14 protein-coding genes are annotated in these 16,386 nt (G+C 33.5%); 4 read left to right on the plus strand and 10 right to left on the minus strand.

All coding sequences use genetic code 11. The features are described 5' to 3' along the window. Nucleotides 1-150: 150 nt before the first annotated feature. From N4A45_00390 to N4A45_00410, 5 genes are all read right to left on the minus strand, one after another. Nucleotides 151-1,206: a nucleotidyltransferase domain-containing protein gene (locus N4A45_00390; GenBank protein ID MCT4663671.1), complete on the minus strand. Its 1,056-nt coding sequence runs from the start codon at nt 1,204-1,206 to the stop codon at nt 151-153. Then, nucleotides 1,203-1,964 carry a nucleotidyltransferase domain-containing protein gene (locus N4A45_00395; GenBank protein MCT4663672.1) on the minus strand — a complete coding sequence of 254 codons (762 nt, stop codon included), beginning with the start codon at nt 1,962-1,964 and terminating at the stop codon, nt 1,203-1,205. The genes N4A45_00390 and N4A45_00395 overlap by 4 nt, the downstream gene beginning before the upstream one ends. Continuing rightward, nucleotides 1,927-2,088, minus strand: coding sequence for a hypothetical protein (locus tag N4A45_00400; GenBank protein MCT4663673.1), 162 nt, complete (start codon nt 2,086-2,088; stop codon nt 1,927-1,929). Before N4A45_00400 ends, N4A45_00395 begins: the two co-directional genes overlap by 38 nt. A 369-nt stretch (nt 2,089-2,457) precedes the next feature. Further along, nucleotides 2,458-2,751: a hypothetical protein gene (locus tag N4A45_00405; GenBank protein MCT4663674.1), complete on the minus strand. Its 294-nt coding sequence runs from the start codon at nt 2,749-2,751 to the stop codon at nt 2,458-2,460. Between the two features lie 235 nt (nt 2,752-2,986). Continuing rightward, complete coding sequence (locus tag N4A45_00410; GenBank protein ID MCT4663675.1) at nt 2,987-3,355, minus strand: hypothetical protein; 369 nt, start codon at nt 3,353-3,355, stop codon at nt 2,987-2,989. 460 nt (nt 3,356-3,815) lie between these two features. Here N4A45_00410 and dnaE point away from each other — a divergent pair, with 460 nt between their 5' ends. From dnaE to N4A45_00425, 3 genes are all read left to right on the plus strand, one after another. Then, the gene (gene dnaE, locus N4A45_00415) at nt 3,816-8,279 is read left to right on the plus strand and encodes a DNA polymerase III subunit alpha (GenBank protein MCT4663676.1); all 4,464 of its coding nucleotides are present in this window, start codon (nt 3,816-3,818) and stop codon (nt 8,277-8,279) included. Between the two features lie 130 nt (nt 8,280-8,409). After that, nucleotides 8,410-8,727, plus strand: a complete 318-nt coding sequence (trxA, locus tag N4A45_00420; protein ID MCT4663677.1) for a thioredoxin — start codon at nt 8,410-8,412, stop codon at nt 8,725-8,727. Nucleotides 8,728-8,945: 218 nt separating this feature from the next. Next, nucleotides 8,946-10,271 carry an MATE family efflux transporter gene (locus tag N4A45_00425; protein ID MCT4663678.1) on the plus strand — a complete coding sequence of 442 codons (1,326 nt, stop codon included), beginning with the start codon at nt 8,946-8,948 and terminating at the stop codon, nt 10,269-10,271. Nucleotides 10,272-10,319: 48 nt separating this feature from the next. Here the strand turns inward: N4A45_00425 and N4A45_00430 are convergent, their stop codons facing one another. Beyond that, a complete protein-coding gene (locus N4A45_00430) occupies nt 10,320-11,087 on the minus strand; it encodes a phosphatase PAP2 family protein (protein ID MCT4663679.1) in 768 nt (255 codons plus the stop codon). A gap of 34 nt (nt 11,088-11,121) precedes the next feature. Between N4A45_00430 and ung the strand changes: the two genes are divergently transcribed. Beyond that, complete coding sequence (ung, locus tag N4A45_00435; protein MCT4663680.1) at nt 11,122-11,808, plus strand: uracil-DNA glycosylase; 687 nt, start codon at nt 11,122-11,124, stop codon at nt 11,806-11,808. Nucleotides 11,809-11,978: 170 nt separating this feature from the next. Here ung and N4A45_00440 read toward each other — a convergent pair whose 3' ends face one another. From N4A45_00440 to lnt, 4 genes are read right to left on the minus strand one after another with little or no spacing between them, the layout of a single operon-like run. After that, complete coding sequence (locus N4A45_00440) at nt 11,979-13,418, minus strand: sodium:solute symporter (protein MCT4663681.1); 1,440 nt, start codon at nt 13,416-13,418, stop codon at nt 11,979-11,981. A gap of 51 nt (nt 13,419-13,469) precedes the next feature. Then, nucleotides 13,470-14,066, minus strand: coding sequence for a uridine kinase (gene udk / locus N4A45_00445; protein ID MCT4663682.1), 597 nt, complete (start codon nt 14,064-14,066; stop codon nt 13,470-13,472). 7 nt (nt 14,067-14,073) lie between these two features. Then, on the minus strand, nt 14,074-14,808 hold the full coding sequence (locus N4A45_00450; protein ID MCT4663683.1) for a hypothetical protein: 735 nt from the start codon (nt 14,806-14,808) through the stop codon (nt 14,074-14,076). Between the two features lies 1 nt (nt 14,809). Beyond that, complete coding sequence (gene lnt / locus N4A45_00455; protein ID MCT4663684.1) at nt 14,810-16,384, minus strand: apolipoprotein N-acyltransferase; 1,575 nt, start codon at nt 16,382-16,384, stop codon at nt 14,810-14,812. Nucleotides 16,385-16,386 lie beyond the last annotated feature (2 nt).

Genomic DNA, 16,386 nt, shown 5'->3' on the forward strand with positions numbered 1-16,386 from the left:
CAACTAAATCTCTTTCGTTAGGAACTTCCAACTTGTTTTTCATTTAAGTAGTGAAATCATCAGAGTAAATTAACTAATTCAATTTTTGAAAGTCCATAATTCCTTTTTTAAAAGGTACAAATTATTAAAATAAGGATTTGTTTTTCCTTTTTATTCGTTGTACAATTTTTCTCTTAGCCTAAAAGTTAAATTATTAATCATTTCTCTGTTTGGTTTTTCCATTAGATCAGATTTTTCAAATGCAATTTCCATTTCTTTTTGTAATTGATTTGCCTTGTTTACCAAATCTTCATATTCAAATTTCCCAGTTTTTATATCAAGTAAATAATCTCTATTAGGTCTTTTCACATTTACATTTTTCTCTTTAGCGATCTCTACAGCCATTTCTAAAAGTCTAAACGTATGCATCATATTTTTTGAGTCGTAGTTCTTTCCGTGACTTTTTGTGTTTTGATACCGTTCTTCGTTTCTATTTTCTACCCAATCCCAGTACTCTTTGTATTCTTTACAATATTTAGAATAACCCTCTTTATTAAAAAAAAGAAGACCAATTTCTTTTTCTTCTTTAGGAATTGAACTTAGAGAAATATCATTTGAATTTTTGTCCTGAATTATTCCTTTATAACCAAGTTTTTCTCCGTGAAAAAGAGCATAAATATCTTTCATGTTTGCAACATTCACTAATCCACAATTTTCTTGTTTTAGGTTATTTTTTTCTAAGTATTTGGATAGTGAAATCGAACCTTGATTATGGTTGACGTAGCAGAACGCAAGAACACTTTTACGTTCTTTACTTACAGGGTTTACAATTTTCTTTTTTAATCCTTTAGCTTTTTTTATTTGAGAAACTGCAAATTTTCCGAAAGTGTTTTTACAAAGTTTAGAGAGAATGAAGTCTGGGTCAATTTCTTTAAATATTGGATGTTTAATTAAAACCGACTCTTTTGGCGTGTTCAGCAACTCTAGTATATTAGGGTTGTTGACAGATAATAACTCCATAAAACGACCAAATTCATAATAAACAATGTCGTTTGTGGAATTACTAATTTGTGGAATATAGTCCAAACCATAGTATTTTTCTTTCGGAAGTATAAAAACACCTTTTATATCTGTATCTGAAGTTGGAGTGTCTAAGCCATAAGCCTTACTGCCACTTATACATTCTAAAATGATAAGATTTTTATCTTTTAAATCTTTAATTGTCATTTGGAGAGTGTTTTAATGAAAAATTGGTTCAGTTCTTCAATTTTTCCTTTAGAAGAAGGTAATTTTAAACGATTCTCTTCTGCTTCGTTTATACAAGTTTCAATAAAGCTCAAAAGTTTGGGTTCTCCATGATGGTAATAACTCTCGCTTTTAGTAGATTTTAATTCTATAAGTTCGTTTATACGTTTCACTAAAATAGGGTCAATAGCGAGGTTATTAATCATTTTCATAAATTCGATTGGAGGCATTTCATCTTTTTCTAAAATCCATTTACACGCTGTTGCTGAACGTAATATATAGAAGAATCTTTTGAGTTTATATTCTTCATTTTCTTTCAATTCTTCAATAAATTTTTTAGCCATACTCAAATAATGATGCATGGTGGCAATTCTTGAATATTGATTTTGTGCAATAACTTTTATTTCCTCTAAGAACTCATGATCCTTTTTATAGATTATTGGAGATTGAATCCGTTCTAAAAGTGGGGCATTTGATTTCTGTAAGAGTTTTAAGGATTTTTTTAAGTCCCAACCTGTTATATCAATCTCATTATTTTCAAACATCAAGTCAATACTGTCTTTTTGTTCATTTAATGATAAATACCAATCTTTTTTGTGCTGGTATATAATTCTAATGTCAAAATCACTATCGGGAGATGGAAAACCCCAAGCTCTTGAGCCAGTTTCACAAGCCAATAAGATTTCTACATTTTTGGCTTTTTCAATTTCGTTTAGATAGTGACTTATTTTTTCGTTCATCTTTGTTTTGTCTGTCTTCAGTTTCTCTTTCACTTCCTGAGTTAAGTTTAACCATTTTGTTGATGTCAACAAAATGGTCTAAAACATCATTTCCAGTTGTTTCACAAGAGGTTCTAGCTTTCATGATTACTTTCATTAAAATTCTCCATTCAGAGTACCCTAATAGGTGTTGTATATCTCTTGCAAACCAAAATCCAATTCCATTTTCAGTAGTTTATTAATGGTCTTCAAAATTATTTGATAATGATTTTATTATTTCTGATTTCATTTCGTAAAGATACGATTTATTAAAATTTTAGCTGAATTCTCACATTATACACAATAGTCTAATAAACAATCTATTAAATAACATAAGTGTATTTACACGCCTAAGTAAGTTTGTGCTTTTTCTTGTCAATAATCAAAAACAAAATAACTCCAGAAATACAGGTTTTGAAAGTGAATCTAGAGGTTTGTTATGTTTTTAGATTTCGCTCCGTGGGTAATGCTAAGATTAAATTATTGTAGGTAGTATTATTTCTAAGATTTCTGCTTCTCCGGTACATTGAGCCCCTTCATGTATCCACCATTTTCGACCTACTTGAAGATATTCATGGATAGATAGACAATCAATAAATCTAACAAATACTTCTTTTACTTCTCCAGGCAAAATGAGTTCTTGTTCTTCAAATATAATATCCCCAACATAGGTTCTCAAAATTCCATCATTATGATATTCAAAGACATGATTAGGTCTTAATCCAGAAATGAATCCAGTTTTACGTCCACCTTTTTCAGTGAATAGCATTGTTAATCTTGTTTTAACTAATATGAGTTCTGAGTTTTTCACTTTTCAATTTTTCTTTGCATTCCTCTTCATGCGCTCAAATAATATTCGACTTTTTAGAATAATTTCTATGCAGCTTTCTTTATTTTGGAATAACAGGGTTTTGGATTATGCTCTGCGAGTAATTCTAAAATTTAGTTATTGACGCTGGCTTTATTTAATTCCGATAAATTTTGCAGGTGCTCCAATTTCCTGTTCAGTCTTTATAATATTTTTTTCTGTTTTGACACACTATAAGTCCAGCAAATCCACTTTTTTGAATTACATCAAATGCCTTTTTCATCTCTATGAATTGTCTGTCAAATTCACTATATGAAATCACGTAGTACAAGTCAGAATCTTTAAGTTTTAATTCAGACTTAATTTTCACATAAGTCTCAAAGTCCGATTTTGTATTCAATTCAGTCAGGTTTCTTTCAGCAATCATTTCATTCCAGTTGTGATTGAATTTATCTATAAAGTTAGTTCTTTTCTTTTTATTATTCAATGTCCAAAGACTTCGCTCTCTTCGTTCTTTAATGATAAAATTTTTAATGAAATTCTTTTCAGTTTCTTCTGCGTTCATAATTGACTTTTAGTAATGTATTGATATTGTGTCTATGTGTGAATTAGCTCTATGAATAGTTTTATTTATATCTATGATTATCATGAGACAAGGTACAAAAAAAACAATTTGATTAAGAGAAACAAAGGGAAATAAACACAAATCACTCAAATTATACCATTTATGGTGTTAATTTACTCATGGGTATAATGCCGATACATTGCTAAAAGCCAGTTATGAACGCAGTGAAATTGGACTTCACCTTTTTGTCTAATGCCGATATATTGGTAAAAATCAATTACGAACGAAGTGAAGTAAGTGATTATTTAACAAATAATCGGTATAAGTGGGTGATTTTAGCAAGTAATCGGTATTATTTATATCAGATATTATACAGCTTCAAAAACAAAACTTATCAACAGATCTTATAATCCCTTTTAAAAAAACTTATCTTTGAAATTCCCAAAATCGGCAAAGAAATATGTATTTAATATTTGATACGGAAACTACAGGTTTACCAAAGGATTTTAATGCTCCCATTACCAACACAGAGAACTGGCCAAGGCTGGTTCAAATAGCTTGGCAGATCCATGACAAGGAAGGAAAACTGGTAGATGTTCAGAATTTTATTGTAAAGCCAGAAGGATTTACCATTCCGTTTAATGCCGAAAAAATCCACGGAATTTCTACAGAACGAGCCCAAAGACAAGGAATGTCTTTGGAGTATGTATTGGAAGAATTCAACAAAGCAGTTAGCACCAGTGAATTTATCATTGGGCATAATATTGTTTTTGATAACAATATTATGGGTTGTGAGTATTACCGTAAATCTCATGATACAGAACTTCTGGAAAGAAAAACGATTGATACCAAAAATGTTTCGGTAGATTATTGTGCAATTCCCGGTGGGAAAGGAGGGAAATTTAAATGGCCTACCCTTACAGAACTTCACACAAAATTATTCCAAGAAGGATTTAATGAAGCACACAATGCCTCTGCCGATGTGGAAGCCACAGCAAGATGTTTTCTAGAACTCTTGCGTTTAGGAGTAGTTAGTGCCGAAATGGCTCACCTGACAGAAGAAGAATTTCAGAATTTTCAGGAACTCAACCCCAACCCTTTTGAGCTAATAGGCTTAAATATTCAGCCCTATGCGCCCGATGATTTGGAAACCGATGAGGAGACCAAACCTGAAGAAGAGACCGAATTAAAAGATATAGATTTAGATGCCAATAGAGTGTTATTGGCGGAAGCCGAATTTACCCACCTACACACACACACTCAGTTTTCTGTGCTCCAATCTACCACACAAGTGGGCGATTTAGTGGCGTATGCTTCAAAAAATAAACAAAGAGCCATTGCCATGACCGATAGAGGAAATCTCATGGCAGCATTTAATTTTGTGGGAGCTATTACAAAAGAAAATGCGGCAATAAAAAAGAAAATAAAAGAGGCTGAGGAAGCAGGAGAGACGTATTTTCAGCCCGAACTAACTCCAATCATTGGTTCTGAGTTCAATGTGTGTAAAAACCATCTGGACAAATCCTTTAAAGACAATGGAATATCTGTAAGTCTTTATGCAAAAAATGCCAATGGATTTACAAATTTGAGTAAGCTAAGTTCTTATTCTCAGGTAAATGGATTTTATTATGTTCCAAGAGTCGATAAAGAACTAATCCTTGAATACAAAGAAGACCTCATGGTTCTCACAGGTGGTTTGTATGGGTTTCTTTACCAAATGATTTTAAATGAAGGGGTAGAAAATGCAGAAAAAGAATTGCTTTGGTGGAAAGAACAGTTTGGCGATGATTTATATGTGGAAATTAACCGTCATGGACTCGATGAAGAAAATGTAGCCAATAAAATTATTCAGGACTTAGCAAAAAAACATCAACTAAAACTACTTGCTACAAACGATACTTTTTACACCTATAAACAGCAACATAATGCCCATGATATTCTTTTGTGTATCAAAGATGGGAACTATCAAAGTACACCAATAGGTAAAGGGCGGAATTTTAGATACGGATTAGAATCCAAAGAATATTATATGAAATCTCCCGAAGAAATGAAGGAGCTTTTTGTGGATATTCCCGAAGCGATTCTCAATATTCAAGAATTTATTGATAAATGCTCTTTTTATAAACTGAAAAGAGATATTCTACTTCCAAATTTTGATATCCCAGAAGAATTCATCGCTCCCGAAGATGAGGAAGATGGCGGAAAAAGAGGGGAAAATGCTTTTTTAAGACATCTGACCTATGAAGGAGCCAAGGAACGGTATGGAGAAATTACAGAAGAAATAGCAGAACGTTTAGATTTTGAACTTGCAACCATAGAAAATACAGGTTATCCAGGATATTTTCTTATTGTACAGGATTTTACACGAGAAGCCAGAAATATGGGAGTTTCCGTGGGTCCAGGGCGTGGTTCTGCGGCAGGTTCTGCGGTGGCATATTGTATTGGGATTACCAATGTAGATCCAATACGGTATGATCTACTTTTTGAGCGTTTCCTAAATCCTGATCGTGTTTCCATGCCCGATATCGATATCGATTTTGATGATGAAGGTAGAGATCGTATTATCCAATGGGTAATTGATAAATATGGGGCAAGTCAAGTAGCACAAATTATTACTTATGGAAGTTTGGCTGCTAAATCGGCTTTTAGAGATACCGCAAGGGTGCTAGAATATCCATTGGTGGAAACAAATGAATATGCCAAATTAATCCCAGACGGAGCTAAGCTCAAGAAAATTGCCAAAATGGATGAAAAAACCTTGGAAGATAAATTCAAGGGAGATGATTTTGTCAATGTAAAAAGATTATTAGAATTAAAAGACACTCCTTCAAAAATATCGGATGTACTCAAGCAAGCTGAAATTGTTGAAGGATCTTTAAGAAATACAGGAGTGCATGCTTGTGGGGTAATTATTACTCCAGATGATATTACCAATTTTGTTCCCGTTACTCGTGGGAAAATGGAAAATATCTACCTGACCCAGTATGACAATGCCGTCGTAGAATCCGCTGGGCTACTAAAAATGGATTTCTTGGGTCTTAAAACCCTCACCATTATTAAAGAAGCTTGTAGGATTATAAAACTTAGGCATGGAATAGAAATTGATCCAGATAAAATTCCTTTAGATGATAAAGTGACTTATGAACTGTATCAAAGAGGAGAAACCAATGGTACTTTTCAGTTTGAATCTGAAGGAATGCAACAACATCTTCGATCTTTAAAGCCTACTCGTTTTGAGGATCTAATTGCCATGAATGCCTTGTATCGTCCTGGTCCTATGGAGTATATTCCAGAGTTTGTAAAGCGTAAACACGGACTTTCAGAAATTACTTACGATCTCGAAGGAATGGAGGAGTATCTGGAAGAGACTTATGGAATTACGGTTTACCAAGAGCAGGTAATGTTGCTTTCGCAAAAGTTGGCTGGTTTTTCAAAAGGTGATGCCGATACTTTGCGTAAAGCAATGGGTAAGAAAGTTTTTGCACTTCTAGAGCAACTCAGACCAAAATTCCTTGAAGGTGGGCAAGAGCGAGGACACGACAAAGAAACCTTACTCAAAGTGTGGAATGACTGGGAAGCTTTTGCAGCTTATGCATTCAACAAATCTCACGCTACGTGTTATAGTTATGTAGCCTACCATACTGGGTATTTAAAAGCCAATTATCCTGCCGAGTTTATGGCGGCAGTTCTTACACATAATTCCAATAATATCAAGAAAGTAACTTTTTTGATGGAAGAGTGTAAAAGAATGGGAATGAAAGTTTTGAGTCCAGATATCAATGAATCTATAGATACTTTTATGGTAAACGAACAGGGGGAAATTCGTTTTGGAATGAGTGCCATAAAAGGAGTAGGGGAGGCAGCCGTTAAAGCCATTGTAGAAGAGCGAAATAATGGTGGGAATTTTCAAGAAATATTCGATTTTGTAAAAAGAATAGACTTGAGAGCCGTAAACAAAAAAACGATTGAAAACCTTGTACTAGCTGGAGCTTTTGATAGTTTTAAAGAAACACATAGAGGAACATTTTTTCACGAAGTAAATATCAAAGGAGATACTTATCTCAATGAGATCGTTAGGTTTGGACAGAAGTACAAGGAGCATTTAAACCGTCCACCAGATTTGTTTGGAAACTCTGAAGAATTTAGCATTAGTAATCCTGCCATTCCTCAGGTAGAATTACCCAATAAGATTGAATCACTCAAAAGAGAAAAAGAGGTGGTGGGAATCTATATTTCTGCTCACCCATTAGATATCTTTAAAGAGGAAATAGCTCATACAAACACTACCCGATTAGCTGATCTTGATTTTGATATAGAAATAGATGATAAAGAGATCGAAACCGATGACCCTAAGGAAAAAGAGGAGCTGATGAAAGCGGCGGTTTATGAAAGACAAAAGCAAATTCAAAAACTCTCAAATCAACAAAAAGTAATTGCAGGTCAGGTAGTTGAATTTCAAGAGAAAATAACCAGAAAAGGTGATCCATTCGGAATATTTATTATGGAGGATTATTCTGGTTCGAAAAAATTTCTTGTTTTTAATCAGCAATATGCTTTATTGAGACCATTTTTAACCGTAGGTGCTTTTGTGAGTTTTAAGATAAAATTTCAGCCAAGAAGATTTAATCAAGACGAACTAGAAATTCATTTTATGTCGGGTTGTTATTTAAGTGAAGTTTTTGAGAAACAATTTCATGAACTTAATATCATTATGCGTGCTGGCGATGTAGATGAAACACTCATCAGTCAAATTGGCAGTGTTTGTGAGCAATATCCAGGGACTAAACGTCTTTTTCTAAACATTTTTGACAGTGAATCTAAAAAGACTCTGAAACTCTTGTCACAGAATACTAAGGTAGAAATTAATTCAGAAATTATAAAGGAACTAAAAGATATTGAGAAGCTTATCGTGAAGGTTAACTAATTTTTAGATTAAGAATCGATGGAAATCTCTAAGTTTCAAATGTGAATTTGAGGAAAAAGAATATATTTGGATTGACATTTGATAAAAGTCGAATGTAAGTATTAACACAAACAAAAAAACAAAATAGAAAATGGCTTTAGAATTTACAAAAGATAATTTCGAGACAGAAGTATTAAAAACTGATAAAGTTGCCGTAGTGGATTTCTGGGCAGTATGGTGTGGACCATGTAGAATGGTAGGACCTATCATCGATGAGCTAAGTACGGAAATGGCAGATGTTGCCTCTATCGGAAAAGTAAACGTTGATGAGCAAGGAGATATTGCTGCAGAATATGGTATTAGAAATATCCCAACAATTCTTATCTTCAAAAATGGAGAAATTGTAGATAAACAAGTAGGAGCAGCATCAAAATCAGCTTTAGAAGCAAAAATCAAAGCACATTTGTAAAAACTACAAGTTTGTTTGAATAATTAAGACCACCTTATTTGAGGTGGTTTTTTGTTTTAATAAAATTTATGGTGTTCGTTTACTCACGGTATAAGTCCCTTCCAAGAGCTTGTCCCGACATTTCGGGAGGGGAATTGAACATCATTCGGCAAAGATAAATTTTAGCAAGTAATCAGAATTAATTTACACATCGGTATAGTCGGTGTATTTTTGAAGATATGGAGAAGGTTGAACAGCTGATCGGTTTTAAAAATATCAATAAACTAGCAATTCCCGCAATATTTGCAGGAATTGCCGAACCCTTTCTTTCTCTTACAGATTTAGCAATTATAGGTCAAGTAGAGCAAGATCCAGTAGAAGTTTTAGGAGCGGTGGGTGTTGTAGGTTCTTTTATTTCTGCCATTATTTGGATATTAGCACAAGCCAAAACGGCTATTTCTACTACGGTGTCTCAGTATTCAAATCCTGAAAAGAGTATTCATGCAAAGAAACTATTTCCACAGTTGGTCTTGGTAAATTTAGTGGTATGTTTTCTAATACTGATGTTTACAATACCCTTTGCAAATCAGCTTTTTGAACTCTATAATTTGGGAGGAAAAACCCTTGATTATTCGGTGTCTTATTATCAGATTAGAGCTTTTGGAATTCCTATAACCTTGCTTACTTTTTCAATGTTTGGTGTATTTCGAGGTTTACAAAATACGCTTTGGGCAATGATTATCTCTATTTCTGGAGGGGTTCTGAATTTAATTCTTAATATCTTTTTGATTCATGGATTAGGCGATATTATCCCTGCTATGCATATAGAGGGTGCGGCTTGGGCAAGTTTGATAGCTCAATTATTTATGTTCTTTTCTGCTTTGTGGTTTTTATATATGAAAACAGATTTTAGATGGAAATTGCAGTTACCATTTCATCCAGAGCTTAAGCGTTTATTGCTTTTTTCTCTCAATCTTTTTATCAGAACTTTGGCACTAAATATTGTTATCTATCTTACAAATCGTTATGCTGCTTCAGAAGGAGACTTGACACTTGCCACACATACCATTATGCTTAATATTTGGCTTTTTACCTGCTTTTTTATTGATGGGTACGCCAATGCTGCCAATGCCATTTCAGGAAAACTTATTGCACTCAATAGAGAAGATATGCATCATCCACTTTGGAAACGGATTGTAAAACTCTCTTTTCTTCTTGGGCTTATTACCTCAAGTAGTATCTTCTTTTTTGATGATTGGATTGCTCAAAATTTCTCAGAAAAATCAGAAGTAATTAATTTCTTTGTTTCGGTGTCTATGTATTTAATCTTATTACAATTCCTTAATGCATTTACTTTCTCCTTGGATGGAATGGGAAAAGGAATGGGGAAAGGAAAGGAACTAAGAAATACCTTATTAATTGCCACATTTTTTGTTTTCTTGCCGCTATTGATTACCTTGAGATACTATGATTTAGGTTTCCACGCAATTTGGATCGCATTTTTATTTTGGATGTTTGCAAGAGGAGGAATTTTGTATAGATATTTATTCCTTGCCAAAAAGTAATGTATTCATAAGTATAATCCAAAAAATTATCTGATTAACATAAGAACCCTAAAAAGTCATACTTAAAAGAAAGCCTTTGTTAAAAAAATCGGGGACAAAATGAAAGCTTACTTTACTGGATTGCTCATTTTTTCGTTTTCTATTTAAGCGAAACCATTTTCCCCATCTGTTTTGATGGGTTGCATAGATAATTCTTGTTCCCAAAATACCTAAACCTGCACCAAATAAAACATCCGAAGCCCAATGTTTGTCATTTAGAATTCTAAAGATTCCTGTTTTTATAGCAAGTAAGTATCCTGTGTAGGATAATATTGGATAATGATTTTTAAGTTCTTGACGAAAAACCTCAGCAGAAACAAAAGCCATAGTCGTATGTCCTGAAGGAAATGAAGGCTTTGAAGCAATTGGTCGGTCTCTATTAATGATGCTTTTCATGGCTGCCATAACTCCAAGAGAGAGTACGGTACTTTTTAAAGAAAGCATAGACTTGTTCCATACATCATGCTCCGTTTTTCCTCCAAGGGCATTTACGGCAAACACACCTGCCATAGGAGCAAATTGAGAATAATCATCTGATTTAAAAGTGAAATCTCCAAATGTTCTTTTTTTCCATTTGTGTATTTTTATATCAGTGTTTGTTACCCATGATGTAAAGCCCAAAGTCATGAGTGCACAAGGTACAAGAGCTTTTTTGTATTGAAGGTCAAAATTTAATTTTGGTTTTTCTTTTTGGGTTCTTTTTTTGCTCTCTTGACCACAAACTGGAATAGAAAAAAGAAATATAAAAAGGAGAAAATACGGCCAAAAGCTTTTCATATTTTGGTACTTTTACTTAAAACAATCTAAAACAATGGATGTAAAGATAGAGAATTCATGGCGAACTCAAATCGGAGAAGAGTTTAAAAAAGAATATTTTATTGAATTAGTAGATAAAATCAAAGAGGAATACCATAATTATACGGTTTACCCAAAAGGAAGTGACATTTTTAGAGCCTTTGATTTATGTACTTTTGATCAGTGCAAGGTGGTCATTATTGGGCAAGATCCTTATCATGGACCCAAGCAAGCCAATGGATTGTGTTTTTCTGTTCATGAGGATGTTGCAATCCCTCCTTCCTTAGTGAATATTTACAAAGAAATCTCAAAAGACTTAGGATTCGATTATCCTGAACATGGTGATATAAGTGCTTGGGCAAAAGAAGGTGTATTACTCCTAAATGCTACTTTAACTGTGCGTGCAGGTGAGGCGGCTTCTCATTCAAAATTAGGTTGGCAAAAATTTACCGATGCTGTTATCAAAAAAATTAGCGAAGAAAAAGAAGACGTGGTATTCCTACTTTGGGGTGGTTTTGCAAAAAAGAAGGCAAAATTGATAGATTCTTCAAAGCATTTGATACTCACTTCTGGGCATCCTTCTCCTTTGAGTGCAAATAGAGGGTATTGGTTTGGAAACAAACACTTCAGTAAAGTGAATGACTTTCTCATTCAAAAAGGTAAAAAGCCTATAAATTGGCAAATTATACCATTTGTGGTGTGAATTTACCGATAAGAATTCTTATACTGTTTACGGTGTTAATTTGCCAAAGTTTTAGCTTCTTTTTCGGGTGTATTTACTTGATGTAATATCTCCCTTCCCCTCCCGAAAATCGGGACAAGCTATTCAAAAGGGGGATTATAGTAGTGAGTAAAGTAACACCGTAAATGGTATTAAGTCGTTTTTTCTTTTTCAGGTTTCGAAATGAGGAACAAACCTAGATAATTCAATGCACCATTTATTGGAAGTAGGGTAAAGCCTAGATCAAACTTATAATACTCTTTTAGATAATATTGAAGAATAAATGTAAGAATTGGTGATAGGATTGTTATGGGTATTACTAGATCTTTCCGCAAGCTTCTATTGCTCCAAAGTGCAAAGAAAAATAAACCCAAAAGAGGGCCATACGTATATCCTGCGGCTTTAAAAAGGCTTGAGATTATATTAGGACTTACAAAGTTTTTGAAGTTAATGATAATTATAAAAAGTAAAATGCTAAAACCGATATGTACAATTGTTCGAGTTCTTTTTTTAACTTCTTTTGTTTTAAGAAAATCTACACAGAAAACTGTGGTAAGAGAAGCCAAAGCCGAGTCGGCACTCGAGTAAGCTGAAGCAATAAGTCCCAATACAAAACTTGTGGCAACTATCGCTCCTAGTTTTCCACTCATGGCTATACCAGGGAATAAGGCATCGTTGTGTAAATTCATTCCATGGGTATCCGAGAAAACGGTGAGAATTCCTCCAAAATATAAAAACAAGAAATTAACAAAAACCAGTATAATCCCAAAGGTTAGCATATTCTTTTGAGCTTCTTTTAGACTTTTACAAGTCAGGTTTTTTTGCATCATATCTTGGTCTAGTCCCGTCATGGCAATGGTAATAAACATTCCAGAAATAAACTGTTTTACAAAGTGATTTTTACTAGCCCAGTCTTCCCAAAAAAAGATTTTATTCAAAGATTCATCACCTAGAATATACCAGCTATCTGCAAAACTCAAACCTTGTTTTTCTAATAATAAATAGACACTGATTCCTACTGCTAAAAGCATAAAAGAGGTTTGGAGTGTATCAGTCCATACAATGGTTTTAATTCCTGATCTAAAGGTGTATAGCCATATTAGGATAATGGTAATTAATACGGTAACAGAGAAAGAAATGCCAAATTCTGAGGCAATGTATTTTTGAAAAATATTGGCAACCAAATACAAACGAAATGAAGCACCGATCAAACGACTAATGATAAAATAAAAAGAACCAATTTTATGTGCATTGGATCCAAATCTTTCACCTAGAAATTGGTAAATGGAGGTTAAATTGTATTTGTAATAAACAGGAAGTAATAATTGGCTAATAACTATATAACCAGCTACATATCCTAAACACATTTGCAGGTAAGCAAAACCATCTGCTTCCACCCAGCCCGGTACAGACACAAATGTAACACCGCTTAACGAAGCTCCAATCATCCCAAAGGTGACAATATACCAAGGTGAAGATCTCTTTCCTGTGAAAAAAGTTTCGTTGGAGGTATCTTTTCCTGTTAAATAAGAAATTCCAATAAGTAGGGCAAAATAAGCAACAATGAGAATAATGGTAAGTTGAGCGTCCATTGAATTTTTAAAATAAAATTTGGCTCAATCTACAAAAATTTAATGATTGAATTACATTTCGATAATGGAACAAACAAAATCTTTGTAATCCAAAACATCTTTTTCCCCAGAAACAATAAAATCAGCCTCTCCTTTGTAAGAAATAGAGTATTGATACATCCCTTTTCTAACTGTTTTAAAGTATTGATCTCGAATGTCTGATGCTGTGCGGTCTCTTTCTTCAATATCTCTGGTGATTCTCCTAACAATGGCGATATCCATAGGTGTATGAACAAAAACTTTGATATCCATCAAATCTGTGAGATCTTTCTGAGTGAAAATCATGGTTCCCTCTAACAGTAGAATATCCGTAGGTTTTACCACCACTTTTTTCTCAGAACGGGTATGCTTCGCAAAATCATAAATGGGGATTTCTGTTTCTTTTCCATTAATTATCTCCTTTACTTTACTAGTAAATAAAGAAAACTCTATGGCATCAGGTTCGTCATAATTAGTTGTAATTCTCTTTTCAAATATCTTATCACTTTGATCATGATAAAAATTGTCTTGATGAATCACAAGGATTCGACCACCGTAATGTTTTGCTAAAGAATTTGTGAGCCTAGATTTACCAGATCCACTTATTCCAGATATTCCTATAACTTTCAATACCGTCTTAGTTGTTTGTTAAAAAAACATTGCTTTGGATATTATCCGCAATTTTGTGTGCAATATTAATGTTTTGTGGCGTAGTATGAGTGATTTTTTCCTCGGGTAAGGAAAGATTTTTTGTTAAATTATTGAGGTTGAGGTTAAAATTTAGGTTAACCTCTTTTTGTGAATAGTATTTTGAGGGAATAGCAAAACTTACTTTTCTTAGTAATGGGGATTTTCCTGTATGCCAAGCAAAATCTTCACTTAATGTTTGTCCTTTTTCTCCGTATTTACCTTCTATCAGTGCAAATCTGTAAAGGGTTGCCCAGCTCCAGTGCATTCCAGTAATTGAATGCAAAGGCGATTCCGCTTCCACATCAGTAGGGTCTGTTTTGTTTACTTGTGAATCTAGACCAAGCAAAAATTCAATCTGTGTATATTTTTTTCTTGCTAATTGCTTTGAGAAAGACCATGATTCAGGTTTTGATAGGTCAATTAAAGCCACATTTTTTAGCGTATCCGATTCATTTCCTGATTTGAGTACAATATTGGATACATAGAATTTGAAAATTTTGAATTTAAAATCATCATTAGCAATGTCATGAACTTCATCTACTTGAACCACTTTTCCATTTGCAGTTGCTTGGATATTAAATGTGAATTCTTGTTGATCAAAAACTTCATTTTTAGAACAGGATTCTAAAGAAAATAAAGCAATGAAAGATAATGTCAATAGACTCAAGCTAACTTTTTTCATATTATGATATTTTTCTGATGAGTACAACTTCAAGCTGTAAAATTAGTAAAACCAGTACAAACAAACTGATACGAGCTACTAAGTTACCATTTTTGGCATAAAAACTAGGTGATGCTTGTAACGCAATTTTTCCTGAAATATTTCCTCGTTCTTTATATCCTAAGAATTGGATTATTTCTCCTTTATTAGAAATAATGGCTGAAATTCCCGTGTTTGCAGAACGAATGATTGTTTTGTTGTTTTCTATCGCTCTTATTTTTGATAAAGCTAAGTGTTGTTTATGTCCTGCACTATTTCCCCACCAGTCATCATTGGTAATTACAGTAATTAACTGACTTCCTTGTTTTGTGAATTCTCCGATATATTCAGAAAAGGTTGATTCAAAACAAATAATGGGAGAAAGGTTAAAGGTCTCTGTGGAAAGATTTTTTGGTTGAGCATCTTTGCCTAAAGCACCCGAAACGCCTCCTAGGTCTACATTAAAACCTTTCAGGATAACACTAAGAAGCTCAGGATGTGGTGCGGTTTCTACACCAGCTACCAATTTTGATTTATGATACAAACCAAATACTTTTTCTTTATTAAAAAGAATTGCTGTGTTAAATTTTCTATGAAAACCTTTTGAATGAGAATTTCTAACAGTAAAAGGGTCCAAGGTGGTTTTTGGGTTAACGCTATGATAACTATTTGCTCCCATCAAAACAGTTGCGTTTTTCGGAAGTTTTTTCTGTATATAGTTGATAAATGGATTTGAATCAATTTCGTTTTCATTTATTTCTTCTTTCAAAAAAGTTTCTGGGAAAACAATGAGTTGAGGGCTGATGGTATCTAAGGATTTAAAATCTTTAAAGAATGCATCAATCTGAAAAACCATAGGAGTAGAAAATTTCTCTTGATAGGCATCATAATTTGGTTGATGAATAATGACATTCAATTTTGAATCACTTGAATCATATTTCACGGAATCTTGAAAATTTAAGCTCACAAATACTCCATTCATCAATACTAAAGCCAGGATGATTTTTACACGGTTATGACCTTTTAACCATAGGAAAATAAGTATTGTGGTGGCTAGCATCCAAAATGTTCCTCCAGAATATCCTGTGAATTCATAAAACTGGATCAGTTTTGGAAAATTGGAAAGTGCATTTCCAAGGTTATTCCAATGCCAAGTGAAATCCCAATTGTTTTGTAAATATTCTAGTCCTACCATAGAGAGGACAAAAACAAAACCACCATATTTCACTTTCTTTTTTCTGTTATAACGATAGAAAAGAGAGAAAGGAATACTCAGTAATAGTGTGAGAAAAAATGCCGAAGCAACTGTTCCAGACCAATGAGCATTGCTTATCCAAGAGTTTGTCCAGAGTGCAGGGAGTAAATAGATGAGAAAAGTGGTACCATAAACTTTCCATGATTTTCTACCTTTTTCTGCCCATCGGTTTAAAAGAATTAGATAAGGTAAAAAGACTATAAAACCCAGTAGAGACCAGTGCAAGGGAATCCAGATTGCATAATAGAGAACAACGCTCAACAGAATCAATAACCAATTGGGAATTTTTTCAATTTGTTTCATAG

This window comes from Flavobacteriales bacterium (assembly GCA_025210805.1).
Taxonomy (GTDB): domain Bacteria; phylum Bacteroidota; class Bacteroidia; order Flavobacteriales; family CAJXXR01; genus JAOAQX01.